27 protein-coding genes are annotated in these 25,365 nt (G+C 62.5%); 14 read left to right on the top strand and 13 right to left on the bottom strand.

Annotation, left to right across the window (positions count from 1 at the left end):
- Positions 1 to 75: 75 nt before the first annotated feature.
- The 3 genes from ACVIGB_RS38730 (at position 76) to ACVIGB_RS38720 (ending at position 4,442) form a co-directional block, all read left to right on the top strand.
- Positions 76 to 333 carry a hypothetical protein gene (locus tag ACVIGB_RS38730; protein ID WP_456718740.1) on the top strand — a complete coding sequence of 86 codons (258 nt, stop codon included), beginning with the start codon at positions 76 to 78 and terminating at the stop codon, positions 331 to 333.
- A gap of 484 nt (positions 334 to 817) precedes the next feature.
- Positions 818 to 3,229, top strand: a complete 2,412-nt coding sequence (locus ACVIGB_RS38725; RefSeq protein WP_456718741.1) for a phosphoketolase family protein — start codon at positions 818 to 820, stop codon at positions 3,227 to 3,229.
- A 28-nt stretch (positions 3,230 to 3,257) separates the two neighbouring features.
- Positions 3,258 to 4,442 (top strand): acetate/propionate family kinase, encoded by a 1,185-nt coding sequence (locus ACVIGB_RS38720; RefSeq protein WP_456718742.1) that lies wholly within the window; start codon positions 3,258 to 3,260, stop codon positions 4,440 to 4,442.
- An 82-nt stretch (positions 4,443 to 4,524) separates the two neighbouring features.
- Here ACVIGB_RS38720 and ACVIGB_RS38715 read toward each other — a convergent pair whose 3' ends face one another.
- Genes ACVIGB_RS38715 through ACVIGB_RS38705 form a run of 3 tightly spaced genes read right to left on the bottom strand, consistent with a single transcriptional unit; the run spans position 4,525 to position 7,504 of the window.
- Positions 4,525 to 5,634 (bottom strand): ABC-type transport auxiliary lipoprotein family protein, encoded by a 1,110-nt coding sequence (locus ACVIGB_RS38715; protein WP_456718743.1) that lies wholly within the window; start codon positions 5,632 to 5,634, stop codon positions 4,525 to 4,527.
- Between the two features lie 17 nt (positions 5,635 to 5,651).
- Positions 5,652 to 6,389: an ABC transporter ATP-binding protein gene (locus ACVIGB_RS38710; protein ID WP_456718744.1), complete on the bottom strand. Its 738-nt coding sequence runs from the start codon at positions 6,387 to 6,389 to the stop codon at positions 5,652 to 5,654.
- A gap of 2 nt (positions 6,390 to 6,391) precedes the next feature.
- Complete coding sequence (locus ACVIGB_RS38705; RefSeq protein ID WP_456718745.1) at positions 6,392 to 7,504, bottom strand: MlaE family ABC transporter permease; 1,113 nt, start codon at positions 7,502 to 7,504, stop codon at positions 6,392 to 6,394.
- Positions 7,505 to 7,683: 179 nt separating this feature from the next.
- Between ACVIGB_RS38705 and ACVIGB_RS38700 the strand changes: the two genes are divergently transcribed.
- Positions 7,684 to 8,094 carry a hypothetical protein gene (locus tag ACVIGB_RS38700; protein WP_456749283.1) on the top strand — a complete coding sequence of 137 codons (411 nt, stop codon included), beginning with the start codon at positions 7,684 to 7,686 and terminating at the stop codon, positions 8,092 to 8,094.
- Here ACVIGB_RS38700 and ACVIGB_RS38695 read toward each other — a convergent pair.
- From ACVIGB_RS38695 to ACVIGB_RS38685, 3 genes are all read right to left on the bottom strand, one after another.
- The gene (locus tag ACVIGB_RS38695) at positions 8,064 to 10,835 is read right to left on the bottom strand and encodes a bifunctional acetate--CoA ligase family protein/GNAT family N-acetyltransferase (RefSeq protein WP_456718747.1); all 2,772 of its coding nucleotides are present in this window, start codon (positions 10,833 to 10,835) and stop codon (positions 8,064 to 8,066) included. The two genes, ACVIGB_RS38700 and ACVIGB_RS38695, sit on opposite strands and share 31 nt — an antisense overlap.
- Entirely contained in the window at positions 10,817 to 11,293 is a 477-nt protein-coding gene (locus ACVIGB_RS38690) for a CBS domain-containing protein (RefSeq protein WP_456718748.1), read from the bottom strand. Before ACVIGB_RS38690 ends, ACVIGB_RS38695 begins: the two co-directional genes overlap by 19 nt.
- Positions 11,294 to 11,367: 74 nt before the next feature.
- Positions 11,368 to 11,841, bottom strand: coding sequence for an Hsp20/alpha crystallin family protein (locus ACVIGB_RS38685; protein WP_456718749.1), 474 nt, complete (start codon positions 11,839 to 11,841; stop codon positions 11,368 to 11,370).
- 131 nt (positions 11,842 to 11,972) lie between these two features.
- Here ACVIGB_RS38685 and ACVIGB_RS38680 point away from each other — a divergent pair, with 131 nt between their 5' ends.
- Genes ACVIGB_RS38680 through ACVIGB_RS38670 form a run of 3 tightly spaced genes read left to right on the top strand, consistent with a single transcriptional unit; the run spans position 11,973 to position 14,857 of the window.
- Complete coding sequence (locus ACVIGB_RS38680) at positions 11,973 to 12,956, top strand: zinc-dependent alcohol dehydrogenase family protein (RefSeq protein ID WP_456718750.1); 984 nt, start codon at positions 11,973 to 11,975, stop codon at positions 12,954 to 12,956.
- Positions 12,953 to 14,548: a bifunctional aminoglycoside phosphotransferase/ATP-binding protein gene (locus ACVIGB_RS38675; protein WP_456718751.1), complete on the top strand. Its 1,596-nt coding sequence runs from the start codon at positions 12,953 to 12,955 to the stop codon at positions 14,546 to 14,548. The genes ACVIGB_RS38680 and ACVIGB_RS38675 overlap by 4 nt, the downstream gene beginning before the upstream one ends.
- Before the next feature lie 54 nt (positions 14,549 to 14,602).
- Positions 14,603 to 14,857 (top strand): hypothetical protein, encoded by a 255-nt coding sequence (locus ACVIGB_RS38670; protein WP_456718752.1) that lies wholly within the window; start codon positions 14,603 to 14,605, stop codon positions 14,855 to 14,857.
- 219 nt (positions 14,858 to 15,076) lie between these two features.
- Here ACVIGB_RS38670 and ACVIGB_RS38665 read toward each other — a convergent pair whose 3' ends face one another.
- The 5 genes from ACVIGB_RS38665 to phbB all read right to left on the bottom strand — a co-directional run bounded on the left by ACVIGB_RS38665 (position 15,077) and on the right by phbB (position 18,829).
- Complete coding sequence (locus ACVIGB_RS38665; protein WP_456666038.1) at positions 15,077 to 15,244, bottom strand: hypothetical protein; 168 nt, start codon at positions 15,242 to 15,244, stop codon at positions 15,077 to 15,079.
- 87 nt (positions 15,245 to 15,331) lie between these two features.
- Positions 15,332 to 17,146: a PHA/PHB synthase family protein gene (locus ACVIGB_RS38660; RefSeq protein WP_456718753.1), complete on the bottom strand. Its 1,815-nt coding sequence runs from the start codon at positions 17,144 to 17,146 to the stop codon at positions 15,332 to 15,334.
- Positions 17,147 to 17,231: 85 nt separating this feature from the next.
- Positions 17,232 to 17,612, bottom strand: a complete 381-nt coding sequence (locus ACVIGB_RS38655; RefSeq protein WP_456718754.1) for a hypothetical protein — start codon at positions 17,610 to 17,612, stop codon at positions 17,232 to 17,234.
- Entirely contained in the window at positions 17,609 to 18,088 is a 480-nt protein-coding gene (locus tag ACVIGB_RS38650) for a CBS domain-containing protein (protein WP_456718755.1), read from the bottom strand. The genes ACVIGB_RS38655 and ACVIGB_RS38650 overlap by 4 nt, the downstream gene beginning before the upstream one ends.
- 15 nt (positions 18,089 to 18,103) lie before the next feature.
- Positions 18,104 to 18,829, bottom strand: a complete 726-nt coding sequence (phbB, locus tag ACVIGB_RS38645) for an acetoacetyl-CoA reductase (protein ID WP_456718756.1) — start codon at positions 18,827 to 18,829, stop codon at positions 18,104 to 18,106.
- Between the two features lie 165 nt (positions 18,830 to 18,994).
- Here phbB and ACVIGB_RS38640 point away from each other — a divergent pair, with 165 nt between their 5' ends.
- The 7 genes from ACVIGB_RS38640 (at position 18,995) to ACVIGB_RS38610 (ending at position 24,386) form a co-directional block, all read left to right on the top strand.
- Entirely contained in the window at positions 18,995 to 19,831 is an 837-nt protein-coding gene (locus ACVIGB_RS38640; protein ID WP_456718757.1) for a universal stress protein, read from the top strand.
- 47 nt (positions 19,832 to 19,878) lie between these two features.
- Complete coding sequence (locus ACVIGB_RS38635; RefSeq protein ID WP_456718758.1) at positions 19,879 to 20,202, top strand: c-type cytochrome; 324 nt, start codon at positions 19,879 to 19,881, stop codon at positions 20,200 to 20,202.
- Positions 20,203 to 20,263: 61 nt separating this feature from the next.
- Entirely contained in the window at positions 20,264 to 20,986 is a 723-nt protein-coding gene (locus tag ACVIGB_RS38630) for a CBS domain-containing protein (RefSeq protein WP_456718759.1), read from the top strand.
- A 19-nt stretch (positions 20,987 to 21,005) separates the two neighbouring features.
- Positions 21,006 to 21,170 (top strand): hypothetical protein, encoded by a 165-nt coding sequence (locus ACVIGB_RS38625; RefSeq protein ID WP_456718760.1) that lies wholly within the window; start codon positions 21,006 to 21,008, stop codon positions 21,168 to 21,170.
- Positions 21,171 to 21,346: 176 nt separating this feature from the next.
- Positions 21,347 to 22,024, top strand: a complete 678-nt coding sequence (locus ACVIGB_RS38620) for a helix-turn-helix domain-containing protein (RefSeq protein WP_456718761.1) — start codon at positions 21,347 to 21,349, stop codon at positions 22,022 to 22,024.
- A 53-nt stretch (positions 22,025 to 22,077) separates the two neighbouring features.
- Positions 22,078 to 23,430, top strand: a complete 1,353-nt coding sequence (gene hemN, locus ACVIGB_RS38615; RefSeq protein ID WP_456718762.1) for an oxygen-independent coproporphyrinogen III oxidase — start codon at positions 22,078 to 22,080, stop codon at positions 23,428 to 23,430.
- A 218-nt stretch (positions 23,431 to 23,648) separates the two neighbouring features.
- Positions 23,649 to 24,386, top strand: a complete 738-nt coding sequence (locus ACVIGB_RS38610) for a CBS domain-containing protein (RefSeq protein WP_456718763.1) — start codon at positions 23,649 to 23,651, stop codon at positions 24,384 to 24,386.
- A 70-nt stretch (positions 24,387 to 24,456) separates the two neighbouring features.
- Here the strand turns inward: ACVIGB_RS38610 and ACVIGB_RS38605 are convergent, their stop codons facing one another.
- The gene (locus ACVIGB_RS38605; RefSeq protein WP_456718764.1) at positions 24,457 to 24,669 is read right to left on the bottom strand and encodes a DUF6894 family protein; all 213 of its coding nucleotides are present in this window, start codon (positions 24,667 to 24,669) and stop codon (positions 24,457 to 24,459) included.
- 252 nt (positions 24,670 to 24,921) lie between these two features.
- Complete coding sequence (locus ACVIGB_RS38600; RefSeq protein WP_456718765.1) at positions 24,922 to 25,086, bottom strand: hypothetical protein; 165 nt, start codon at positions 25,084 to 25,086, stop codon at positions 24,922 to 24,924.
- Positions 25,087 to 25,365 lie beyond the last annotated feature (279 nt).

Raw genomic sequence — 25,365 nt, 5'->3', positions numbered from 1 at the left:
CTGAGGCAGATCAAGATAGCTGTCATCGCACAATGTTTTGCTGAGTGACGTCGACCGAACGCGAAAGGGGCATCAATGGACGGAATCACGCATTTCATTGCCCTGCCGTACGACCGGACCGATGGCGGGCTCGTTCCGGGCCAGCAGGCCAAGTGCAGCAGCCCTGCAGCGGCGATAGAGCATGCCAAGCACTTATGGAAGACATTCGGCCACGCTGGTGCCGCAGCTGTCGTCTGTACCGGCTATCCGGAGACGAGAACCACCGTGCTGCGGACATATGGAATGGTGCCAAACGACCTGGAGCAAGAACCATCCGCTCTTCATTTGCGGTGAGGCGCAATCTTCGGTTCCTTGCGCTGGATCAAACCGCCGCGGGCCGCCGCATGCCTACATCAAGCTTCTAGGACGAGCACCCATACTCCCGTGAGGTTGTCTCGGCATTTAATGCCCGGCTCGCTTTTGCCGGGCATCTTTTTGTCCCGCCGCGCGAGCTGACGACAGAGCGCAGGCAGGTGATGGATGTTGTCTACGACCGCGTAGCGCCGCGCCAGCGCAGGCAATGCTCACGAAGCGACGCATCGCCGGAACTCCTGGAGCGCGAGCGAAACTGAGCTCGTGGGCGTCCGGTTCCGTTTGCGACATCGAGGTTTCCGTTCTTTGAACGTCTCCTGGTGATGCACGTCAGTGGGAACGTTGACGATCCGGTCCGAATTGGCGTGCATCTTTGAGCTGGCTCAAGCCATTCCCGTCATATTCGCCCTCTAACGTGGAACCGATAGCGGCGTCCGAGGTCATCTTCGAATTCCGGGAGAGCGACATGCAATCTGCGACCACTCCAAACGAGCAAGCACGCACGGATGATCTTGAGCTGCTCGATCGCTATTGGCGAGCCGCCAATTATCTCTCCGTTGGACAGATCTATCTGCTGGCGAATCCCCTCCTGAAAGAGCCGCTGAAGCCCGAGCACATCAAGCCGCGCCTACTTGGACATTGGGGCACCACGCCGGGGCTCAATTTCATCTATGCCCACCTCAATCGCGCAATCCGCACTTCCGACCTCAACATCATCTATATTTGCGGTCCCGGCCATGGTGGTCCCGGTATGGTTGCGAACACCTATCTCGAAGGCACCTACACCGAAATCTATCCGGTGGTGACGCGCGATGCGGACGGCTTGCGCAAGCTGTTCCGCCAGTTCTCCTTCCCCGGCGGCATTCCCAGCCACGCGGCGCCGGAAACGCCCGGCTCGATCCACGAAGGCGGTGAGCTCGGCTATGCACTGGTTCACGCGTATGGCGCAGTGTTCGACAACCCCGATTTGATTGCCGTTTGCGTCGTCGGCGACGGCGAGGCCGAGACCGGCCCGCTCGCGGCGTCCTGGCATTCCAACAAGTTCTTGAACCCGGTGCAGGACGGCGCAGTGCTGCCAATCCTGCACCTCAACGGCTACAAGATTGCCAATCCCACCGTGCTTGGGCGGATGGATGATGAGGAAATCCGCAGCCTCTACACTGGCTATGGCTACGAGCCGCTGTTCGTCGAAGGCGACGATCCGCATGCCATGCATCGGTTGATGGCCGACACACTCGATACCGCGCTCGCCGGCATCCGCTCGATCCAGCAAGCCGCGCACCAGCAGACCGGCGGCCTTAAGCGACCGCGATGGCCGATGATCGTGCTGCGCAGCCCGAAGGGCTGGACCGGACCGAAGGAAGTCGACGGGCTGAAGGTCGAAGGCTTCTGGCGTGCACATCAGGTGCCGATCGCCAACCCGCGCGGCAACCCCGAGCATCTGAAACTGCTCGAACATTGGATGAGCACCTACGAGCCCGACAAGCTGTTCGATTCGAACGGCCGGCTCGCACCTGAATTGCAAGCCCTTGCGCCCGCAGGCGATCGTCGGATGGGGGCGAACCCGCACGCCAACGGGGGCCTCCTGAAGCGGGAATTGAAGTTGCCGGATTTCCGTGCGCATGCGGTCGAGATCACCGCTCCGGGTGACGCCGTCGCCGAAGCCACGCGAGAACTCGGCAAGTTCTTGCGCGAGGTCGTGGAGCTGAATGCGGAGGCCCGCAATTTCCGCATCATGGGTCCGGACGAAACCGCATCCAACCGGCTCGACGCGGTCTTCGAGGCCACCGACCGGGTCTGGATGGAGGGCATCGAACCTTATGACGTCCACCTCGCCCATGACGGCCGCGTGATGGAGGTCCTAAGCGAGCATCTCTGCCAAGGCTGGCTCGAGGGCTACCTGCTTACCGGCCGCCACGGCTTCTTCTCCTGCTATGAGGCCTTCATCCACATCGTGGATTCAATGTTCAACCAGCATGCCAAATGGCTGAAGGTCTCGCGCGCGCTGCCCTGGCGGCGGCCGATCGCGTCGTTGAACTATCTCCTCACCTCGCATGTCTGGCGTCAGGACCACAATGGATTCAGTCATCAGGATCCCGGCTTCGTCGATCTCGTCACCAACAAGAAGGCCGATATCGTCCGCGTCTACTTCCCGCCCGATGCGAACACCCTGCTCTGGGTCGCAGACCACTGCCTGCGCACCTACGACCGCATCAATGTGATTGTCGCCGGCAAGCAACCCGCGCCGCAATGGCTTTCGATGCGCGATGCGATCACCCATTGCGAAGCGGGCATCGGCATCTGGAAATGGGCCGGCACCGAAGCAGTCAACGCCGAGCCAGACCTGGTGATGGCCTGCGCCGGCGACGTTCCGACGCTGGAAACGCTCGCCGCCGTCGATCTGCTCCGCAAGGCGCTGCCGCAGTTGAAGATCCGCGTCGTCAACGTGGTCGACCTGATGACGCTGCAGCCGACGGAGCAGCATCCGCACGGCCTGTCCGAGCGCGACTTCGACAGCCTGTTCACCCGCGACAAGCCTGTCATCTTCGCCTATCACGGCTATCCCTATCTGATCCATCGCCTGACCTACAGCCGCACCAATCACGACGGAATGCATGTGCGGGGCTTTGCGGAGGAAGGCACCACCACGACGCCGTTCGACATGGTGGTGTTGAACGGCCTCGACCGCTTCCATCTCGCCATCGAAGCAATCGAACGCGTGCCGGGGCTCGACATCGCGGCCGCCCACGTCAAGCAGCAGTTCCGTGACGCCCTGATCGAGCATACGCGCTACGTGCGCGAGCATGGCGAGGACATGCCGCAGATCCGTAACTGGGTCTGGCCCTACGGCACGACAGACCACAAATCCGTTGACTGAGGCAGCGAATACGCGAGAGAGACCGTCCATGTCCGACAGCGTCCTGGTTCTCAACGCCGGCTCGTCCAGCATCAAGTTCGGCCTGTTCGACGTCGCGCCGGCCGAGCCAAAGCTGCAATGCAAGGGCCTGCTTGACGAGCAGGAGAAGACCCCGCGCATCGTGGTGAGCGATGCCTCGGGCAAGCAGCTGTTCGAGAAGCGCCGCGCAAGCGGCACGCTGGAGGACAACGGCCTGTTCAGCGATATATTTGCCTGGATCGAGGACTATCTCGACGGCGGCAGGCTTGCCGCCGTCGGCCATCGCATCGTCCATGGCGGGCGCGAGTTCTATGGACCGGTCGTCATCGCAGGGCAGACTCTCGCTGCGCTGGAGGCCTTGACGCCGCTGGCGCCGCTGCACCAGCCGCGCTGCCTTGCGCCGGTCCGGGCCGTGCTGTCGCTGCAGCCGGAGCTGACGCAGATCGCCTGCTTCGATACGGCTTTCCATCACCGCCTGGCGCCGCCGGTGAGCCGCTTTGCCATTCCGCGGCAATTTGAGCAGCGCGGTATCCGCCGCTACGGCTTCCACGGCCTCTCCTTCGAATACGTCGCCAGCCGGCTCGCCGCGATCGCGCCGCAATGGGCCGACAAGCGCGTCGTCGTGGCACACCTCGGCAATGGTGCGAGCCTCTGCGCCTTGCGAAAGGGCGACAGCGTCGACACCACGATGGGATTGACCCCACTCGACGGTCTCGTGATGGGGACACGCTGTGGAACGATCGACCCCGGCGTGCTGCTTTATCTCATGCAGGAAGAGAAAATGTCGGTCGACGACGTGCAGCACCTGCTCTACGAACGTTCGGGTCTGCTCGGCGTCTCCGGGGTGTCAGCCGACATGCGCGCCCTGCTGGCGAGCCACGATCCTGCGACTCGCGAAGCCGTCGATCTCTTCACATTTCGTGTCGCCGCAGAAGTCGCCGTGATGGCAAATACCCTCGCCGGCCTCGATGGCCTGGTGTTCACCGGTGGCATCGGCGAGCACGCCCCGGAAATCCGTCAGAGCATCTGCGATCGCCTCTCCTGGCTCGGGGTCAGCATCGATGCAGCCGCAAATGCTCAGGGCGCGCAGCGTATCGCCGCGAAGGGCAGCCCGGTCGATGTCCTGGTCATTCCGACCAATGAGGAAGTCAGTATTGCCCGGCATTGCCGCAGCCTGCTGGTCACAGCTCGCTAGGTCGCGACGACCTTGGCTTGGCAGCAGCCGCCGAGCAAATCTGATCCAGGACGTTCGTTGTGGGACCCTGCAACGATCTGGTTCAGTCCGTCGCCGCAACCCACATCACGAGCTCCCTTGCGAGGGTGCCGAAAGCCTTATCGAAGGCAGCCGCCGCCTCGGACGGTGTCAGCGAGCTAATTCCTTCGGATCCCTCGAGAAGCTTTGCAGCCTTTACCTGACCATTTCGATCCACGATCTTCGCGGACAAAGAGATCGTCGCGCGCGGTTGAGGCCCCTGCACAATTTCGAACCGGCGCAGGTCGATCAGCAGACGCGGCGCACCTTCTATGCCGCTGTCGGCGCGCAGTGGCGCATGCTCGACGTCATAATTCTCGAAGCTCTGCAGCAACCGCGCCTCCACCAGCACCGGGAGACTGTCGCTCCACTGCGCACCTTCGAATCCCTGGGTTTCCTCATCGGGCATGAACAAAAAGCGCTGAGTCTGGAGGCGGGCGATCGCGGTCGGCTCCGCCATCACCAGCTGCACAGGCAGATTCGCATGGCGTTGCGCGCCGAAGCTGTCCACCGCGTGAAGGTCGTACGCCACCTTGCGCGGCGCGGGCGCACCGCCGCCGGTCATGCGTTCGAGTCCGGCCACAATGCCATCGAGCTTCGGCGTATTGCGCGCGAGGCCTTCAGCGAACGTGCTGAGATTGTCGATCGTGCTGTGCAGCGGCGCGGCGTTGTCGGACAGGACGTCATCGACCCGGCGTAGCGCATCGCGGGCGGCCTGCGTCATGCTCCGCCCGGCCCCCTTTTCGGCCACCAGCGGTTCGCGCGCCGGCGGCGCCTGGGGATCATCACCGCCTTCCAGCGCGATCACCGGAACGCCGGTCAACCCCTGGAAGTCGAGGCCGACACGCGTATCGGTATGCACCGGCGTACGCTCAGCGACTGCGATCCTGGCGCGAACCTCGCGCGGGCGTTCCGGAACCAGTTCAAGGGTCGTGACCTCGCCGACGCGGATACCGTTGAAGAGAACGCCCGCCCCGACGAGGAGGCCAGGCACGGGGTCGGTAAAGACGAGCTGATATGTCTCCCGCTTTCCGATTCCACCGAAATTGTTCAGCCAGTAGACGAAGCCGAACACGGCGACGATCGCCGACAATACGAATGCACCGACGATAATGTAGGGCGCGCGGATTTCCATTTTGCGTCTCTCTCTGCCTAGTTGCCGAGGCCCAGCTTCTGCGCCCGGGCTCCGTGAAAGTAGGCCTGGACCCAAGGATGATCGGACTTGAGCACCGATGACAGCCGCCCGATTGCTGCGATCCTGCCGTCGGCAAGCGCGGCGACGCGGTCGCAGATGGCTTGCAGACTGTTCAAGTCGTGCGTCACCATGAACACGGTGAAACGCAGCGTCCGATGCAGCGTCCGGATCAGGGTATCGAATTCGCCCGCAGCGATGGGATCGAGACCGGACGTCGGCTCATCGAGAAACAACAGCGAGGGGTCGAGCGCCAGTGCCCGCGCGAGCGCAACCCGCTTGGTCATGCCGCCCGAGAGCTCGGACGGATACTTGTCCCCGTCTTCGCGCGTAAGGCCGACCATCTCGAGCTTGGCGTCCGCAATTTCGTCCAGCAGCCCTGGCGACAGCCGCGCACGCTCGCGCAACGGAAACTGGATGTTCTGGCGAGCCGTCAAGGCCGAGAACAGCGCTCCCTGCTGGAACAGCACGCCCCAGCGGCGTTCGTCGTCGCTGGCGCCCGCGAAATCGATCTGCCCGCTTCGCTTCGGAAGCAAACCGACCAATGACCGCATCAGCACCGACTTTCCGCCGCCGGACGCACCCACGAGGCCGAGAATTTCACCGTCGTTCACGTCGAGGTCGAGATGATCGAGGATGATCTTCTCGCCGAAGCCGACCACGAGGTCGCGGATATGGATCGCTGGCGCGTCGACCATGGCTACATCCCGATCGAAGCAAAGAAGACCGCGAACAATCCGTCGAGCACGATCACCAGGAAGATCGATTTCACGACCGACGCCGTCGTCTGCTGCCCCAACGACTCCGCGCTGCCCTTGACGCTCAATCCCTCCACCGCCGCGACAAGCCCGATCACGAGTGCCATGAATGGCGCTTTGATGATGCCGACCTCGAAATGAGTGACTGAGACCGCGTCGTGAAGGCGTGCGATGAAGATCGCCGGACTCATGCCGCCATAGAGCCAGGCGATGAGCCCGCCGCCATAGAGCGCCGCGAGCGAGCCGAGAAAGGCGAGAATCGGCAGCGCCACCACCAGTGCCAGGATCCGCGGCAGAATCAGGACTGCGACAGGATCGAGCCCCATGGTGCTGAGCGCATCGATCTCCTCACGCATCTTCATCGCACCGATCTCGGCCGTATAGGCGCTGCCCGAACGTCCGGCCACCATGATGGCAACGATCAGCACGCCAATCTCGCGCAGCACGAGGATGCCGACCATGTCGACGACATAGGATTCCGCGCCGAAGCGACGAAAATGGAAGATGCCTTGCTGAGCAATGATGGCGCCGATCAGGAACGTGATCAGCACCATGATCGGCACCGCTTGCCAGCCCACCCGGCCGAGCTGATAGACGGTCGACGTCAACCGGAACGATCGCGGATGCCTGAGAATGCCGAGCAGCGCTGTGCTGAAGGCGCCGAGCATATGCAGGAATGCCGCCGAATCAGACGCCAACCGCCTGCTGCCGCGGCCGAGCTGATCGAGCCTCTGCAGCACGGGGTTGACTGATCTGCGTTCGGCGGGGCCGGAACGGTTCAGTCCTCGTACCTCTTCCAGCAGGTCGCCATATGGACCGTCGGCACCTGTGAGGGATGCTCTGGCAGCGCCACCGCGGGCAAGCCTTTCCAGAAGCCAGGCCCCGACGGTGTCGAGCGCGGTGACACGACGTACATCGATCGAGCCGATATCGGTACGCGCGACGTTCGCACACAGCCGCTCCAGCGCTTCGACGTTGGCAACGTTCCAGGCCCCACATGCGTTAAGCACGCGCGGATCGTCCGCATTCGATATCAGGGCCGGGGCGTTGAGCAAGATTCTGACTCCAATTTTCAGTTCACCTTAGGCTGCTGGAGAGGGTTGTGTTTGACCCAGCGCAATCGGCTTCACCGTGCCCCAGACATGCGCTTGACCCAAATCAACGGCTTGGCGCGCCGCGGCTCTAGAATTGAGCAGATTGCCCGGCAGCTCGGGCATGTTCAGGGAGATTTCTGATGAATCGCGCCGCCTTCACGCCTCTGCAAAACACTGCGTTGCCGCACTCGTTCAGGCAGGTTCGGCTTGAGCGCGCGCGCGAGCATGATCACCCCGAGGGCGCGCCCGCGATCGGCTATATCATCGTTGCCCCGCTCGACACGGCATCGCGGATCGATGTCGAGACCTGGAAAACCCATCGCGAGGCTTGCCGCGTCGTTCGTCAGCGCCCCACGGAAGACGATCAGCTCGGTCATCTCGTTCATGGTCGGGGCGGCAGCTGGCGCCTCCATTACGACGTGGCCGGTTCGACAGCCGATGAAGCCGGATATCATTTCGGCAACGAGCGCTTTCGGCTCGGCGAATACGTCTCCGTTCATGAGGCGGACGGCATGCACCCCTATCGGGTCGTCTCCGTCACACCGCTTTGATCGCGACTGCGCCGGATCAGGATGTCGGCCCCCAAGGCATCCACCACCGGAAGGGAGAGGTCGAGGACGACATTGACGATCCGGTGGTCGGTCGGCTCTGTCACGGCCGTGAACCCGAGCTCATGGCACATGTTCAGCATGGTGGTGTTCTCGGCCAGCACTTCACCTGACAGCCGCTTCAGCCCTTCCGACCGCGCATACTGAATCAGAAGCTGCATCAGCGCCCACCCAAATCCTCTGCCCTTGAGGTCGGACTGCAGCAGGATTGCGTATTCGGCATTCTCGTAGAGCGAGTCCGAATGAAGCTGGACTGCTCCCACCATGGCGCCGGTGCTCGGGTCCAGCGCCGCAAAGGCCATCGCACGCGCATAGTCGAGCTGGGTCAGCCGGGCAATGAACGCATGCGAAAAATTCTTCATCGCCTGGAAGAAACGAAGCCTGAGATCCTCGGCCGTTACACGCCTGAAGAAGCTCTCGACCATGGGCTCATCTTCCGGCCGCAACGGTCTTATCACGACGCGCGAGCCGTCCCTCAGGGCAAGCTCTCCCTCCCATTGCGACGGGTAAGGCCGCACCGCGAGCCGCGTCTGACCTGCAAACAGCCGCGCCGGCTTGCGGACCGCCACCCGCGCATCGAGCGCGAGCACTCCGGTTTCATCCGCCAGCAGCGGATTGATATCGAGCTCTGCGACTTCCGGAATATCGGCCGCCATCTGCGCCAGTTTGACGAGGGTGAGGGGCACGACATCGGCCGGGACAGCGGGCACATCGCGATAGGCAGCCAGGAGCCGCGAGACCCGTGTCCGGCTCACCAGGTCGCGCGCCAGGTTCATGTCGAGCGGTGGCAGCGCCAGCGCCTTGTCGTTGATCACCTCGACCGCGGTGCCACCGCGGCCAAACACGATCACGGGACCGAAGGTCGGATCGTCGGCAATGCCGAGGATCAGCTCACGCGCCGCCCGCCGCTCGATCATCGGCTGGATCGTCACGCCTTGCAGGACGGCATCCGGCCGCGCTGCCCGGGCGCGCGCGAGCACCGTCCTGGCCGCCTGTGCGACGCTTTCGCTAGTCCGCAAGCCGAGAATGACACCGCCGATGTCCGACTTGTGCCTGATGTCGCGGGAGAACAGCTTCACCGCTACGGCAAACCCTTGCGCAAGAAAGGGCGCGGCCTTGTCTACGGCTTCGTCGGCATCACGGGCCACGACGGTCGGAACAATCGGAATATCGTACGCCTTGAACAGGGCCACGATTTCAACTGGGTCAAGCCATCCCCGCCCCTCGGACAGCGCTTTCGCAATCACGCGCCGCGCCGACACCGTCTCCGGCGCAAACGTCGCGGCGATACTGGGCGGAGTTGCGGCCAGCGCGATGGAGGCCTCGCGATATCTCACCAGGTGCATGAAAGCGCGCACAGCGTCATCTTCGGTGGGAAAATGCGGGACGCGGGCAGCCTCGAAGGTTGCCGCGGTGCGCTCGTCGGCACCATCCCACGATGCAAGCACCAGCGCGGCAACGTCACTCTTCCTGGTCCGAGGGTCACGAACACATTGTGCCACCGCTTCGGCGATTCCTTCGGTCGGCGCGACCGCCGTTTCCACGTTCATGACCAGGACCGCGTCGCTGTTGGCGTCCTCGAGCAACGCGCCGAGTGCAGATACGTAGCGGGCAGCATCGGCATCGCCGGAGATATCGACGGGGTTGGCGCGAGACCAGCCTTGCGGCAGAACCTGACCGAGCGCCGCAATCGTCTCCGCCGACAGGCTCGCCGGAACGCCCCCGAGCTCAACGAGCCGGTCGATCGCGAGGATGCCGAGCCCGCCGCCATTGGTCAGGATCGACAGCCGGTTGCCGCGCGGAACGAAGCCGCGGCCAAGCAACTCGGCGCAGTCGAACAATTCCCGAAGGTCGTATACGCGCAGCATGCCGGCCCGGCGGAACGCTGCATCATAGACTGCGTCCGAACCGGCCAGCGCGCCGGTATGGGTAGCGGCGGCCTTGGCGCCCTGGGCCATCCGGCCCGCTTTCACGACAATCAGTGGCTTGAGCCGCGCCGCGGCGCGCGCGGCCGACATGAACTTGCGCGCATCCTTGACCGCCTCGAGGTAGAGCAGGATCGCGTTGGTATGATCGTCCTGCGCGAAATAGTCGAGCAAATCAGCGACATCGACGTCGAGCTGGTCTCCGATCGATACGATGCCGGAGAAGCCGAGCCGCCGCTCTGCCGCCCATTCAATCATCGCGGCAGCAACGGCGCCGGACTGCGAGATCAGGGCAAGACGCCCGTCGGCAGGCTGATGCGCGGCAAAGCTCGCATTGAGCTTTGCGCGCGGCACCATGACGCCGAGACAGTTCGGCCCGATCAGGCGTATACCGTGCATGCGCGCGGTCCGCGCGACCGTCTCGGCAAGCGAGCCGGCGCCGTGTCCGAGACCGGACGACAGGATCACCGCACCGGCGACACCAACCGCAGCAGCGTCCGAGATGATTCCGGGAATCGCGGTCGCGGGCGCCGTGATCGCGAGGAGGTCCGGAACGAATGGAAGTGACTTGAGATCCGGGAATGTAACCTCGCCATCGATCGCAGTGTAGTTCGGATTGACCACGGCGATGCGGCCTGAAAAGCGGCACGCCTTGAGGTTCATGAGTACCGCCAGGCCGAGCGAAGATGGACGCGAACTACCGCCGACAAGTGCGACCGTTCGAGGCGAAAGAACCCGTTCTAGACCAAACGTAGACATCGGACGGTCTCGCAGGGAACGAGCGGAGGCGCCTGCCGCTTCGTGCAGCGCGCCAGAGCCCGCATGACATCCTCGCGAGCAATGATCCCGACCAGGTGGTGATACTTGTCAATCACGGGCAGGCTCTTGAGCCGATGTGCGACCATCATCTGCAGAACACGCTGCAAATTCGTGTCCGGCTCCACCGCGATCACATCGGACGACATAATCTCATCGACCGTCGTTCCCATCCGATCGTCGTAACGTGGCAAGATGTGATCTGTCGGACAGGCGAACACCTTCAGGGCGTCGAGTTTTGTGACGAAGCCGACCACGACATCGTCGCGGAGCACGGGATAGGCGTCATAGTCGTCTTTTGCGAACAACCGGTACAAGTCGCTGACGGTCATTTCGGGAGCGACGCTTCGTACCGACCTCGTCATGTTGTTCGCGACGGTTTCCTGAAGAAACTCGTACATGGCTGATCCCCTTGGATGGATGGCTATTTCGTGGACGCGTCGCTACCTGACGAGCGACGCGCCCGGCAGGGCGGCTACGCCGCCGTCTTGATGTCGATCTGCTTGCTCTGCTTGGGAGCCGGCTTCTTGATGGTGACCTTGAGCACGCCCTTGGCGATTTCGGCGCTGACGTCCTCCGCTTTGACGCCCTCGGGCAATGCAACGGACCGCGAGAACGCGCCGAAGCTGCGCTCGATCAGGTGATAGTCCTTGTCCTTCTCCTCGCGCTCGCTCCTCTTCTCGCCCCGGATCGTGAGCGTGTTGTCGGCGAGGTTGAGCTGAACGTCCTTGGTCTCGAGGCCGGGCAGTTCGGCCGAGATCTCGACGGTCTTGTCGGTCTCGCTGACGTCCATTCGCGGCATCACCGCCTGCGGCGGGGCGAACGTCGGAAAATTGCGGCCGAATCCATCGAACAGCCGGTCAATTTCCTGCTGCAGAAATGTGAAGGGGTTGTTCTCCCGCCGCGCCAGGGCGCGCTCGGTTCGAACGGGGATCATGTCGTTGACCATCGGTACCTCCTTTTGAGTGTCGCTCGCGTATCAACGTTAGTCAGCACCAGCGACTCGGCTGTTGACCGGGATCAAAACCGGGCCAATGTGATGTGATCAAAGGAGGGGCACAGACCGAAGCGAGTCCCGTCATGCACGCCATGATCCTGCCCGCGCGAGGCGCGCGGCTGCAATATGCGGAGCGGCCCGACCCACTTCCGGGGCCAGGCGAGGTCCGCGTCAAGGTAGGCGCCTGTGGCGTTTGCCGCACCGACCTGCATGTCGTCGACGGGGAACTGCCCGACATCGCCTATCCGATCGTTCCCGGCCATGAGGTGGTTGGCCGTATCGAAGCGATCGGTGATGGCGTAGACCATGCGTATCTTGGCACGCGCGTTGGCGTCCCCTGGCTCGGATCGACCTGCGGGCATTGTCCCTACTGCCGGGAGGGCAAGGAAAACCTCTGCGACGCCCCCCTGTTCACCGGCTATACGCGGGACGGCGGCTTTGCCACACACCTGGTGGCAGACGCGCGCTACTGCTTTCCGCTCGGTGAAGACGGCGAGGACGCGGAGCTTGCACCGCTGCTCTGCGCCGGCCTGATCGGCTGGCGCTCCCTGGTGATGGCTGGCAATGGCCGCAAACTCGGCATCTACGGTTTTGGCGCGGCGGGACATATCGTCGCGCAAGTGGCGCGTTGGCAAGGGCGGGATGTGTACGCTTTCACCCGTGCGGGCGACACCGAGGCCCAGCACCTGGCTTTATCGCTCGGCGCATGCTGGGCCGGCGCTTCGGGAGATCGGCCGCCGGCCGAGCTTGATGCCGCAATCATCTACGCCCCGACCGGGCCGCTTGTCCCGCTCGCGCTGCGCACGCTGCGCAAAGGCGGACGCGTGGTTTGTGCCGGCATTCACATGTCGGATATTCCGAGCTTTCCCTACGACATCCTTTGGGGTGAACGGCAGATCGTTTCCGTTGCCAACCTGACGCGACAGGATGGCGTCGACTTTCTCAAGACGGCGGCAAGAGCTGGAATCCGGACACACGTCACCGTCTTTCCCTTGGATCAGGCGAATGAAGCACTGGCGCGCTTGCGGGACGGCAAGCTCGTCGGCGCAGCCGTCTTGAAACCATGACGACGCCGACATCAACACCCGACGCGGCCACAGGCGAGACTGGCCAAGCCGCTGTATTGTCGTTCCTGGCCGGGTCTCGCCAGCCGACCGTGCCGGTAAAGCGGATCGACACCCATTGTTCGATCGTCTTTCTCGAACCTTCGCGTGTTCTGAAGATCAAGCGAGCTGTCAAGCTGCCTTATCTCGACTTCTCGACATTGGAAAAGCGGCAGCGCGCCTGCGAGGATGAGATCGCCATCAACAAGCGCCACGCCCCCGCCATCTATCGTAGGGTGGTTCCGATCACGCGCGGGCGCGATGGGCTTGTGGTCGGGGGGACCGGACCGGTTGTCGAATGGGCTGTCGAAATGGCTCGCTTCGACGAGAACAAGACACTCGATCGTCTTGCCGAGCAAAATGCAATCCGGCCGGAACTCGGCGAGAGACTGGCCGCCATCCTGCTCGAATCCCATCGGACCGCAACCAGACGCGAAGGGACCCCATGGCTTGCCTCGCTCCCGGTCATCATCGATCGCAATACGGAGCAGTTTTGCGCCGAGCCAGTTCTGTCCCGGGAGGAAATCGATAGATTGCACGAACTGAGTCATCAAGCCCTCGCGCGCAACCTCGAACTGCTGCGCGGCCGCGCCGCCGCTGGGCAGGTCCGCCACTGTCACGGCGATGCACATCTCGGCAATATCGTCCTGCTCGACGGCGAGCCCATTCTGTTCGATGCGATCGAGTTTGACCCCAATATCGCGACGACCGACATCCTCTACGACCTCGCATTTCCACTGATGGACCTGCTGTACTTCAGACAAGAGACCGTGGCCAACAGGCTGTTCAATAGCTACACGCAGATCGCCTGGGACACGCAAACGGGTGCGTTGTGTTTGCTGCCGCTGTTCCTATCATTGCGCGCAGCGATCCGGGCCAACGTACTCTTCACCAAGGCACGGCAACATCAGCTCGATCAAGCGATCGACGCCCAAGCGAGGCGTTATTTCGAGCTTGCACGCCGGCTCATTGAACCGGGGCCGCCCCGTCTGCTTGCAATTGGCGGGAAGTCCGGTACCGGCAAGAGCGTGCTGGCGCGCGACATGGCGCATCTGATCGCGCCGCCCCCGGGCGCCCTGGTTCTGCGATCGGATGTCATTCGCAAGCAGCTCTATCACGTCGCCGAGCACACCACATTATCGCCGGAGACCTATACTCCCGAAGCATCGAACCGCGTCTACCAGACCATGCTCAAGCATGCCGCGCACATATTGGACCAGGGAGTTTCGGTAATACTCGATGCGGTCTTTCTGAAGCCGGTGGAACGTGGTGCCGCGGAAGCCGTTGCTCGCGACGCAAAAGTTGACTTTCGCGGCATTTTCTTGACCGCCGGGCGCGCCACACGGCTGCACCGCGTGGCATCGCGGCAGAACGACGCGTCGGACGCGACGTCCGATGTAGTCCTGATCCAAGACAACATTGAAACCGGAATGATCGATTGGGATATTGTAGACGCTTCCGGCACGCCCTCCACCACGCTTGAACGCAGTATTTCCGGCCTGCTCGCGTCCCCAACGGACGGGGCGAGCGGCACATCGCCTAAGGGAAACTCCTGAATTGGCCGATGCCGTCAGGTCTGGCAACATTCTCCCATTGACAGGAGGAGTTCCATGAAACGGCGATTAACCTTCGTCTTTGTCGGTAGTGCGATCCTCGCGGTCGTGCTCGCTCTATTCTGCAATTGGTACTTTCCGGATGTGGTACCGCTTGCCTCGACGGAGCCGGTACCCACAAGCTGGCGGCTTGACGCCGCCTTTGCCGTCTCCACCGTCAGATGGACCGCGGCATTTGTTGCTGCCGCATCTGCGATAGCCCTGATGTTCATGAACATCACCAAGGGCTCTTCCGGGCTCGAAGGACGATAGACGTTTCCATTCCGGACGCGTCGACGAAATCCGCCATCTGCTTTCCGAGGGCCGGCCTGAACAGCCGGCCCTCGGCGCGCTCAGTCGTTTCAAGCCCTACTGCATCACCGATCCAGCGCGTACGTGAAGTGCAAGAGCAATATTATGGGGGAATGGCGCCGATACCAGCGAACGATGGCGGACGCCCAAATCGCAAGGCCATCGACCGAGCTCGAGCTGTCACGTTTGCCGCCACAGGCTCCAGAGGCTACCGGCCAACAGGAGCCCGATCACCAGCAGGATAGCCACGAACATTTGCATGACATCAAAGTTCAGAGAATCGCGCGCGACGAACAGCGCGGTGATGGCTCCCGCTAGTATGAAGAAAACGCGGAGGATCAGACTCATGGCTTCCTCGCTGCAACCTGGTGCGACTTTTTCATCGTAACGGCTCGCGGCGGTGAGGATTTGCGACAGATCAAGCCGGTGCGACGTTCAATGCTGGAGGACGTACTGTCCCGGCGCATCACCAAGCGACGATACACCCTCGGGCGCGTGAAGCACCGATTGCGCCGGCACCCATGCACCGGAATGCGCCGTGAGGAAGCGAACCCACTCCAGCCACCAGGATCCGTCGCGATTCACCGCCGTCCGCAGCCACTCGTCGGGGCCGACATAAGGTTGATCCGCCTTCTTCTCCAACAACTGATAGCTGCGCCCCTCCTCCGACGGCGAAGCAACGATGCCGGCGTTGTGACCGCCGCTCGCCAGCACGAAGGTGATATCGGCATCGGCCAACAGGTGAATCTTGTGAACCGACCGCCAGGGCGCGACGTGATCACGAACGGTGCCGACCACGAACATGGGGGCGCGAAGGTCGGCAAGCGCCACCGGCTGTCCGTCCACCGAATAGCGGCCTTCCGCAAGGTCGTTGTTGAGAAACAGCTTGCGCAGATAGTCCGAATGCATCCGGTAGGGCATGCGGGTCGCGTCCGCGTTCCATGACATCAGGTCACTCGGCGCAGCGCGCTCGCCCATGAGATAATCGCGGACTAGGCGCGACCCGATCATGTCGTTCGACCGCAGCAACTGGAACGCCCCGGCCATCTGCGCCGTATCGAGCACGCCGCGCTGCCGCATCATATCCTCGAGGAACGCGACCTGGCTTTCATTGATGAAGAGCGTCAGTTCGCCAGCATCGGTGAAATCGACCTGGGCTGCCAAGAGCGTTACCGAGCGCAGGCAGCCGGGCCGTTCCTTCTGCAGCCGAGCTGCTGCGATTGCGAGCAGCGTCCCGCCAAGGCAGTAGCCAGCGGCATGGATCGGACGTTCAGGAACAAGCTGATTGATCGCGTCGATCGCGGCGTCGATCCCAAGTTTGCGATAGTGATCGAGACCAAGCTCGCGATCGGCCGGCCCGGGGTTACGCCATGAGATCATGAACACCGTAAAGCCGCGTTGAACCAGGAAGCGCACGAGCGAATTCTGCGGCGAGAGATCGAGGATGTAATACTTCATGATCCACGCCGGCACGATAAGTACCGGTTCCGGGCAAACGTCGGCCGTCTCGGGTGCGTATTGGATGAGCTCGATCAGCTCATTCCGGTAGACAACCTTGCCCTTGGTCGCGGCAACGTCCTTGCCGACCACAAATGGGGCGGGTGCGGACGGACTGGCGCGCAACAGGTCCCTGCAATCTTCCAGCCAGTTATGCCAGCCCGACACGAAGTTGCCGCCACCAGAATCCATTGCCCGCCGCAGCACCTCGGGGTTGCTGAACGCAAAGTTGGACGGCGCTACGACATCGAGGCAATGGCGGACGGTGAAATCCACAATTGCCGCATTTGCCTTCGAGACGCCACGCAGGTCGCTGGCCGCCGAATGCCACCACTGTTCGCCCAGCAGGAAAGCCTGGGCCATGATATTGAACGACGGCAGCAACCAATCCTGGCCGGAGAACCTATTATCGCCTGGCTGAGGCCTGACCATGAACCAGGGTTGCCAAGCCGCATGCGGCGTCGACACCATTCGCGCGAAGCGCGAGCCGTCACCAAGAGCTTTCAGTGAAAGCTCAAGCCGTTTTCCGGGCGACGCCGCGAGGTGGAGCTGCCAATCGGCAAACGCGAGCGCAAGGCTCGCCGGCGAGATGCCCCCCGTCCATCGCGCCATTGCCGCGTGAGCCAGTTGGTCGATCGATTCGGCAGCCGTCGATCCTTCACTCTCAGGGACCACGGAAGCTGGCATTCTGGCAGCCGCCACGTCGTCGTTGGCGGCGGATGTGGTCTGGTCGAGAACTGCCTGGGCTGTCATCGCTCACCTCCTTGCTCGAGCGGTATGAGCTCGGCCCTTATCTGTCTTCGCGTTCGGCGCCTGCTCCGACGCCAGACGTCCCGGCCTAGTCGAAACGGAACCGTTTCCGGCCCAACGCCACGATCTCGCCGTCCGTCGGATGATCGCTTGGCTCAACATGCAAATTGAGGTCGGGCCTTGCCGCTCTGAGATACTGCGTCAGCTCGACCTTCTCGGTGCCTGGTCCGATGACGAGCAGATCGCTGCAACCGCCCACGGCCTCCCCTACCCGGGCGAGGAATGTCGCGTCGGCCTGGACGCGGCCATCGCCGATGGTATTCGCCTTGTGATGCAGTTGCTGCGAGGGCAAATGCGCATGAACGGCCGTGGCGCTGACGCCCGTCAACCCAATGCCGAAAACCTTCGCGACAAGGTGATCGATCCAAACGACGGCATGCGCATGTGTTTGCAAGGCAATCTCGCTCATGAAGTCACTCCGGTGCTTGCTTTCCCTGCTTCTCTCAATCGGCGCGCCAATGCCGCAAGCAGCTCCCTGCGACTGACAATACCAACGACCGTTCTGGCGCAGAGCACCGGAATCTGGGCGACATTGTAGACATCCATCTGCGCGACAACGTCCTCGATCGATGCCTCGACATCGACGGTGATCGGCGAGCCACTCATGAGCGAGCCGACCTGCAGGGTGCGCATGCGCTCGCGTTCAGGCGTATTCTCCGCGATGCCAAGCAGTGACTCCAGCCAGTTTCCTGACGGCGGGCTGATACCAAGCTCGTCGCGGTGGAGGAAATCGCCCTCCGACACCATGCCGACGAGGTCGCCGGCGTCGTCGATCACCGGCAGGCCGCGCTGATCGGTTTCAAGCAGCAGCTCGACGGCACTGAGCACTGTGGTGGTCGGCTTGATCGACGCGAATGAACTGCGCATAACATCGGTTGCGAGCATCGTCATCTCTCCCATTCAGCACATGTGTTGGCCGCCATTGATCGACAGCGTCGACCCGGTGATGAACCCTGCTTCGTCGGCGGCAAGAAACGCAACGGCACGGGCAATTTCTTCCGGCTGTCCTAGTCGCCCGACCGGGATCTGCGGCAGGATGGAGTTCTGCATGACATCGGCCGGCACGGCGGTCAGCATCTCGGTATTGATGTAGCCCGGACAGATCGCATTGACCGTGATTCCGAACCGCGCGCTTTCGAGCGCGAGCGCGCGGGTGAAGCCGAGCTCGGCGGCCTTCGCCGCGGCATAGTTCGTCTGGCCGATCTGGCCCTTCTGCCCATTGATCGACGAGATGTTGATGATCCGCCCGAACTTGCGCGCCCGCATGCCCTCGATCAGCGGCCTGCACATGTTGAACAGCGAATCCAGATCAGTTCTGAGCACCGCGTCCCATTGCGGCTTCGTCATGCGGTGCAGCGTGGCGTCGCGCACGATGCCGGCATTGTTGACCAGGATGTCGATCGGACCGAGCGCGGCTTCGACCTCGCGGACACCAGCTGCACAGGCATCGAAATCGGCAACATCCCACCGGAAGGTGCGAATTCCGGTCTGCTCGCCAAATCGGCGCGCAGCGTCCGCATTTCCGGCATAGCAGGCCGCAACCCGGCACCCGCCAGCAGCGAGGGCCCGCGAAATCGCCGCGCCAATTCCCCTGCTTCCACCCGTAACCAATGCGACGCGCGCCATGCCGGCTCCTCCAAGCTGGGCACAACATTTGCGCGAAATACACGCTCGATGAATTGATCTCGCTCAATCAGAATCCACGAACGCGCATGAGGCAGATCAAATCGGCCCGCCTCGACCGGTGCTTTGATGGCACTTGCTCTTCCACCCCCCTTTGGAGAACGGCCCATGTTTAAGAACATCCTGGTCCACATTCCGACGGAGCTGTCGCCACGTCCCGCGGTCGACGGATCGGTTTCGCTCGCGCTCGGCATCGGCGCGCATCTCGACGCAATGGCGATCGGCTACGAGACTGCCAGCGTACCGTTGGTCGCTGAAGGGGGGGTGGCGGTCGCCTCGCTGTTCGAGGCCGAACACGATCAGGCCCTCGAACGCGCCGAGGCGGCGCTGCGCGTCTTCGACATCGAGGCACGGAATGCAGGGATATCCTACGCGACCCGCGCCGTGGGTGCGCTTCCGATCGATGCGCGCGAGATCATCTGCGCGAACGCGCGTCTGCACGACCTCACCGTGGTCGCCCAGCCGCTGGGCGACTACAACAGCTATGACAATGTGATCCCACGTGAGCTTTTGTTCCAGGCCGGCGGTCCCGTCCTGTTCATGCCCTACACGTTCCACGGCGCATTTTCAGCGAAGCGGATCGGGATCTGCTGGGACGGCAGCCGGCTTGCCGCCCGCGCGCTGCATGATGCGATGCCGCTGCTGCGCGCTGCCGACGCCCTTGCCATCATCACCATCGATGGCCCTGACCCTATCCCTGCGGAGAGCTCCGCCGACCATCTGGTGCGATATCTTGCCAAGGCCGGTCTTCCGGCCAAGATCACATCGTTGCCGGCGTCCAAGTCGGAGGTTCAGTCGATCCTGCTGTCGATCGCGGCGGATGAGAGCCTGGATCTTCTGGTGATGGGTGGATACGGCCACTCCCGTTTGCAGGAAACTCTGCTCGGCGGCGTCACGCGCGACATGCTGCGCGCGATGACCGTTCCGGTCCTGATGTCTCACTAAGCGAGGGTCGAATTGTGAAGTATCCTGCCGGAACATTTCCAGGGCATGTGGCCCGCGGATTCGCCATCATCGGCGCGATCTGCGCCGCACTGACTCCAGCTGCTGCGGACCAGGAGCAAGGCCGTCGCCTTGCGCAGCTCTACTGCGCCCGCTGCCATGCAATCGACAAGGTCAGCCCGAGCCCGCTGAGGATAGCACCTCCGTTCCGGACATTGCACGAACGCTACCCGGTCGAGATGCTGCAGGAATCGCTGGCGGAAGGAATCGTCACCGGCCATCCGACCATGCCCCAGTTCAGCTTCGAGGCGGACCAGGTGGGCGACTTCATTCTGTTCTTGAAATCGCTGGAGCGCGGGCAAGCAGACCGTTGAGCCAGGTCAATGTCCGGGGTGCACGGAGCTTTATTGTATGTTCTCAACACGGAGGTCCGACATGCGTGCACATCAGATCATGACCAAGCATATCATCGCGGTCAGTCCGCACACGAAGATCCTGGATGCGGCCAACATCATGCTGCGATGTCACCTCAGCGGTCTGCCGGTGATGGACGAAGACGGCACGCTCAGGGGCATGGTGTCCGAGGGAGATTTCCTGCAGCGCGGCGAAATCGGCACGGGCCACAAGCGCTCAGCATGGCTGGAACTGTTCACCGGCGTGGGTCGTGCCGCGACCGATTTCGTGCACGAGCGCGGTCGCAAGGTCGAGGATGTCATGACGGCGAACCCGATCACCGTCGAGGAGCAGACGCCGCTCGACGAGATCGTGCATCTGATGCACAAGCATGGCGTGAAGCGGGTGCCGGTCGTGAACGGCAAGACCATGGTCGGGATCGTCACCCGGGCGGACATCCTGCAGGCTGTCGCATCGCTGGCGCGCGAGGTTCCCGACCCGACCGCCGACGACGGCCATATCCGTGAACGGATCCTGCGCGAAATCAACGCCACCGGCTGGCGTCCCGCCGGCTTCCAGGTCTGGGTGCGCAACGGCGTCGTGCATCTGAACGGCCTGATCTTTGATGACCGCGCGCGCCAGGCCGCGATCGTGCTCGCCGAGAACACCTCGGGCGTCAAGGAGGTCCATGATCACCTCTGCTTCGTCGACGGTTATTCCGGCTACTATGTGGAATCGCCGGAAGACATCAAGGCGGCCGGCTGATCAGATCGAGGAGCCCAACATGGCAATGAGCACACTGCTTGTCGTCACGGCCGTCTGTCTCATCTTCTCGCTCTTTGCGCTCGTGCTCGCCGTGACCGATCGCAGCACGACGCGCTGGCTTCGGGAAGAGCACGGGAATGGAGCCAGCACGCGCGCTGCTTATCCCGACAAGAACGGCCGCTAGCCTCTCCTCTTGAGCGACGCGCCGCGCGACCGATGTCTCGGCGCGCGGCTACTTTGTCCGGGCACCTACGTATAAATACGTAAGTGGCTTCTACTTAGGGGAAATATCCAAATTTCCCGATCCAGGAGATGCGATCAATCTGCCTCCATCGATCTTCCCATCCATGGAGTGCCGCCATGCAGACCCAGAACGCCATTTCTATCGAGAACAGCCGTCACCCGACCAGCATCCTCAACCGACAGGCGCGCGTTGAGGGGCCCTTCGGCATGATTGGGACGCCGATGCGGTTCGCACGCAACAGCGAGATCTACGGCGAGGACGAGGCCGCGGAATATCTCTACCAGGTCGTTTCCGGCGCCGTCCGAACCTACAGGGTTCTGGAGGACGGACGTCGCCAGATCGGCGCATTTTATCTGCCCGGGGATATCTTCGGCTTCGAGGCCGGCGAGACGCATATCTCCTCGGCTGAGGCCGTCTCCGAGGCCCGGGTCATCGTGGTCAAGCGCGCCGCGCTCATGGTCCGTGCCGGCCACGAAAAGGATCTGGCACGGCAGCTGTGGGATGCTACGGCCCAGGAGCTGCGCCGTTTCCAGGAGCATCTGATGCTCCTGATCTGCAGCGCCGAAGATCGTGTCGTCGGCTTCCTTCATGACATGGCGCGCCGCGCCTTCAAGAATGCCGCCATCGAGCTTCCGATGTCGCGCCAGGATATCGCGGACTATCTCGGTCTGACGATCGAAACGGTGTCACGCACCTTTACCCAGCTCGAGCAGAACGGCGTGATCTCGCTTCCGACCTCGCGGCGGGTGGAACTGCGCAACCGTGCGATGTCGAACCGGATCATGGCGGCGTGAGAAGGGCGCGCCAGGCTCCGAGAGCCGGCGGCGAGTGAGAGGCAAGGAATCGAATGCGGTCGAACCTGGCGATCACCTATGGGCAGGACAGGCTGCCACGCTACACCAGCTATCCCACGGCTCCGCATTTTTCTGCGGAGATCGGCGAGACTGATTACCGGACATGGCTCAGGTCGGTTCCAGCCCGCCGGCCGGCCTCGATCTACCTGCATGTGCCGTTTTGCCGGTCGATGTGCTGGTACTGCGGGTGCCACACCTCCATCTCCCAGCGCGACGAACCGGTCGCCATTTACGCCGCCGGCCTTCGCACCGAAGCGCACCTCGTTGCGGAAGCGGTCGGTCAGCGATTACCCGTCTCCCACATCCATTTCGGAGGCGGCACCCCGACGATCATGACGCCCGAAACCTTCGCCGATCTCGTCAGCGCGCTACGTTACTCGTTCTTCGTGCAGCCCGATGCCGAGATCGCCGTCGAGATCGATCCCCGCACCCTGACCGAGCCGATGGCGGAGGCATTGGGCTACAGCGGCGTCAACCGCGCGAGCCTTGGCGTCCAGAGCTTCGATCCTGTCGTTCAGCACGCCATCAATCGTTCGCAGAGCCTTGAGCAGACCGCGGAAGCGCTCGAGCGGCTGCGCCGCGCCGGCGTCAGCCGCATCAACTTCGACCTGCTCTACGGCCTGCCCTCTCAGACTGTCGCCTCCTGCCTGGATACTGTCGACAAATGCGTCGCGCTACGGCCTGACCGGTTTTCCGTGTTCGGATATGCCCATATTCCCTCCTTCAAGAAGCACCAGCGCACGATCGACGAAGCGTCACTTCCGGATAGTCTCGAGCGGCATCGTCAGTCCGAAGCAATCGCGCAGGCGCTTACCGATGCCGGATACATCCGCATCGGCCTCGACCATTTCGCGCTCCCTGGCGACAATCTGGCCATGGCAAAGCGCGAGGGCCGGCTGCGGCGTAACTTCCAAGGCTATACGGACGATTCTGCCGAGACCCTGATTGGTCTGGGCGCCAGCGCAATCGGCCGCATGCCGCAGGGCTTCGTGCAGAATGCTGTCGCGACACGCGACTACCTTGCGCGCATCGCCGAGGACCGGCTTGCCACCGTCAAGGGCTACATGCTGACCGCAGAGGACCGTTTCCGTGCCGACATCATCGAACGCATCATGTGCGACATGGCCGTCGACCTGCCGGGAATGTGCCGCCGGCACCGCTGGGATCTTGGTTCAGCCGTCGTCGATCGTTCCCGGCTCGACAGGCTGATCTCTGACGGCGCCGTGACGATGATGGGTGATCGCCTCTCGATTAACAATGACGCGGAATTCCTGGTCCGAAGCGTCGCCTCGGCGTTCGACGCTCACCTTGGCCACGCCACGGCCCGGCATAGCCGAGCAGTCTAGGTTGTGACCATGGCGGGGGTTGAACAATCAGAAATCATGGACCGTCACCAACTGTGGGCGGCTTGCCCAACTCGGTTGCCTGCCCAATGCCGAGCATATTCAGCGCAGTTACACGATCGTCCGGTTGATAAGAATCAACACACGTTGCTCCTTCCAGGAGTTAGCTGGGGTTTGTCAGCTCATGTCGGAGGATCTACGCCGTGCGCGTACGGGAGATCATGTCACGGAACGTCATCACAATCGATGCCGATGCATCGGTGATCGATGCCATCAAGACGATGCTGTCCCATCACATCAGCGGCCTTCCTGTCGTCGATCGGGATGGAGCTCTCGTCGGGATCCTGTCCGACGGTGATTTCATCCGCCGCGTGGAAGTGGGAACCGAGAAGCACCGCGGCCGCTGGCTTGCGATGCTCGCGGGCACAAACCAGGTCGCGCTCGACTTCGCCCGCCAACACGGCCGCACGGTCAATCAGATCATGTCGCCCAACCCGATTACTATCGAGGAGGACACCCCGCTCGAGCAGGTCGTTCAACTCATGGAATCGCACGGCGTCACGCGATTTCCGGTCATGCGCGATAAAAAGCTGGTCGGGATGGTCACACGGACGGATTTCATGACCGCCATCGCGAACCTTCGCCTGGACCTATCCTCCTCTTCCGGCAACGACGACCAGATTTGCGCATCCGTCATAGCGGCACTGGCGCGTGCGCCCTGGCGACCCGCTGCGCTGAACGTGAGTGTGCATGACGGCGTCGTCAGCTTGCGCGGCAACATCCGGAACGACAATGCGCGCAAGGCCACGACCGTTGCAGTGGAGAACGTTGCGGGCGTGAAGCGGGTCGAAGACCAATTGGTGAAAATCACCTACCCACCGCCGGAGGAGGACTATGGCGGCGGCGACTTTGTCTCGTTGGAGGAAGAGCCTTCGACGGAAGACGATCAGCCCTTTTAGGCTGGCGAGAGGCCCCGATGATCGTGCCGATGGCGCCTGGGCGTCGCCAGATCAGGCGCCAGCTCGGTTTTCAGGCAGGATCGATCGCCTCCCGGTGAATTTCCTCGCCCGACTCGTCGATGACCACCACGTGACGATCGAGGTCGCCAGGGAGATTCTCGCTGCAAATCCTGCTCGCCATTTGCTTGCTGTGCGTGATCGCGGTGGAGGCGTTTGCGAATTCAAGTCCGACCCGATCACGGACCGGGACACTGTCCTTCGTGTCGAAGTAGTAGGTTCTCATCAGGATCTACAAGCCTCCGACCAAACACCCCCCGCCCAAAGAAGCTGCCACCTTACGCCTTCCGGCAGGGTGAATCTGCGCGACCCAAGCAAAGCGGATTCCGGGCGTGTCGGACTTGATCTCCATCAACCCGGCCTGCGATTTTCTGTCGCGCCTCGCGACGCAATCTGCCTCGATGCAGGCGGGAGCGGCCCGGCCCCGCAGTCGCCCAATAGGCTACCCACTGCCGCGCCCATCATCGTGACCCGGTCCTTATTCCGCGGCCTTAGGCCTTGGGTTTTGTTTGCGCCACTCGGCCAGCTTGGCCTCTTCCTCAGCCAGCAGCTTGTGAAGCATTTCGATCTTCCGTGCGTCAGCCTCTGTGGCCAGCAGTTCCCTGTAGTGGGCGATGTTCGCCCTGGATACGAAATCAGCCATGGCTCATTCCTCTCGCACAGGAGCCAAAAACGATCTTGTCGAACTGACACGCGCATAACAACATACGTTACTGTGTACACCTTCGAACTACGGTGTCCCTATCGAATTCGCTGTCGGCCAAACGTTAGCAATTCCGCCCTACTGAGACCGCCATCCCAAGCAATTCAAGCCACTGCGGTCGGAAACAGGCCAGAAACAACAAAGCCACTCCGGGCGGTCAAGTCGCGAACGGCGTTGCCAGATTCTGGCTTCGCCTCCTTCGAATCGCGAGTTTCAATA

It is taken from the genome of Bradyrhizobium sp. USDA 4341 (assembly GCF_054063755.1).
Note: the sequence above shows the minus strand (reverse complement) of the source record. Positions and strands in the feature narration are given on the sequence as shown.

Coding starts and splice junctions, on each gene's coding strand:
- ACVIGB_RS38730 (WP_456718740.1), top strand. CDS start 76: ATGGACGGAATCACGCATTTCATTGCCCTGCCGTACGACCGGACCGAT.
- ACVIGB_RS38725 (WP_456718741.1), top strand. CDS start 818: ATGCAATCTGCGACCACTCCAAACGAGCAAGCACGCACGGATGATCTT.
- ACVIGB_RS38720 (WP_456718742.1), top strand. CDS start 3,258: ATGTCCGACAGCGTCCTGGTTCTCAACGCCGGCTCGTCCAGCATCAAG.
- ACVIGB_RS38715 (WP_456718743.1), bottom strand. CDS start 5,634: ATGGAAATCCGCGCGCCCTACATTATCGTCGGTGCATTCGTATTGTCG.
- ACVIGB_RS38710 (WP_456718744.1), bottom strand. CDS start 6,389: ATGGTCGACGCGCCAGCGATCCATATCCGCGACCTCGTGGTCGGCTTC.
- ACVIGB_RS38700 (WP_456749283.1), top strand. CDS start 7,684: ATGAATCGCGCCGCCTTCACGCCTCTGCAAAACACTGCGTTGCCGCAC.
- ACVIGB_RS38695 (WP_456718747.1), bottom strand. CDS start 10,835: ATGTCTACGTTTGGTCTAGAACGGGTTCTTTCGCCTCGAACGGTCGCA.
- ACVIGB_RS38690 (WP_456718748.1), bottom strand. CDS start 11,293: ATGTACGAGTTTCTTCAGGAAACCGTCGCGAACAACATGACGAGGTCG.
- ACVIGB_RS38685 (WP_456718749.1), bottom strand. CDS start 11,841: ATGGTCAACGACATGATCCCCGTTCGAACCGAGCGCGCCCTGGCGCGG.
- ACVIGB_RS38680 (WP_456718750.1), top strand. CDS start 11,973: ATGCACGCCATGATCCTGCCCGCGCGAGGCGCGCGGCTGCAATATGCG.
- ACVIGB_RS38675 (WP_456718751.1), top strand. CDS start 12,953: ATGACGACGCCGACATCAACACCCGACGCGGCCACAGGCGAGACTGGC.
- ACVIGB_RS38670 (WP_456718752.1), top strand. CDS start 14,603: ATGAAACGGCGATTAACCTTCGTCTTTGTCGGTAGTGCGATCCTCGCG.
- ACVIGB_RS38665 (WP_456666038.1), bottom strand. CDS start 15,244: ATGAGTCTGATCCTCCGCGTTTTCTTCATACTAGCGGGAGCCATCACC.
- ACVIGB_RS38660 (WP_456718753.1), bottom strand. CDS start 17,146: ATGACAGCCCAGGCAGTTCTCGACCAGACCACATCCGCCGCCAACGAC.
- ACVIGB_RS38655 (WP_456718754.1), bottom strand. CDS start 17,612: ATGAGCGAGATTGCCTTGCAAACACATGCGCATGCCGTCGTTTGGATC.
- ACVIGB_RS38650 (WP_456718755.1), bottom strand. CDS start 18,088: ATGCTCGCAACCGATGTTATGCGCAGTTCATTCGCGTCGATCAAGCCG.
- phbB (WP_456718756.1), bottom strand. CDS start 18,829: ATGGCGCGCGTCGCATTGGTTACGGGTGGAAGCAGGGGAATTGGCGCG.
- ACVIGB_RS38640 (WP_456718757.1), top strand. CDS start 18,995: ATGTTTAAGAACATCCTGGTCCACATTCCGACGGAGCTGTCGCCACGT.
- ACVIGB_RS38630 (WP_456718759.1), top strand. CDS start 20,264: ATGCGTGCACATCAGATCATGACCAAGCATATCATCGCGGTCAGTCCG.
- ACVIGB_RS38625 (WP_456718760.1), top strand. CDS start 21,006: ATGGCAATGAGCACACTGCTTGTCGTCACGGCCGTCTGTCTCATCTTC.
- ACVIGB_RS38620 (WP_456718761.1), top strand. CDS start 21,347: ATGCAGACCCAGAACGCCATTTCTATCGAGAACAGCCGTCACCCGACC.
- hemN (WP_456718762.1), top strand. CDS start 22,078: ATGCGGTCGAACCTGGCGATCACCTATGGGCAGGACAGGCTGCCACGC.
- ACVIGB_RS38610 (WP_456718763.1), top strand. CDS start 23,649: ATGTCACGGAACGTCATCACAATCGATGCCGATGCATCGGTGATCGAT.
- ACVIGB_RS38605 (WP_456718764.1), bottom strand. CDS start 24,669: ATGAGAACCTACTACTTCGACACGAAGGACAGTGTCCCGGTCCGTGAT.
- ACVIGB_RS38600 (WP_456718765.1), bottom strand. CDS start 25,086: ATGGCTGATTTCGTATCCAGGGCGAACATCGCCCACTACAGGGAACTG.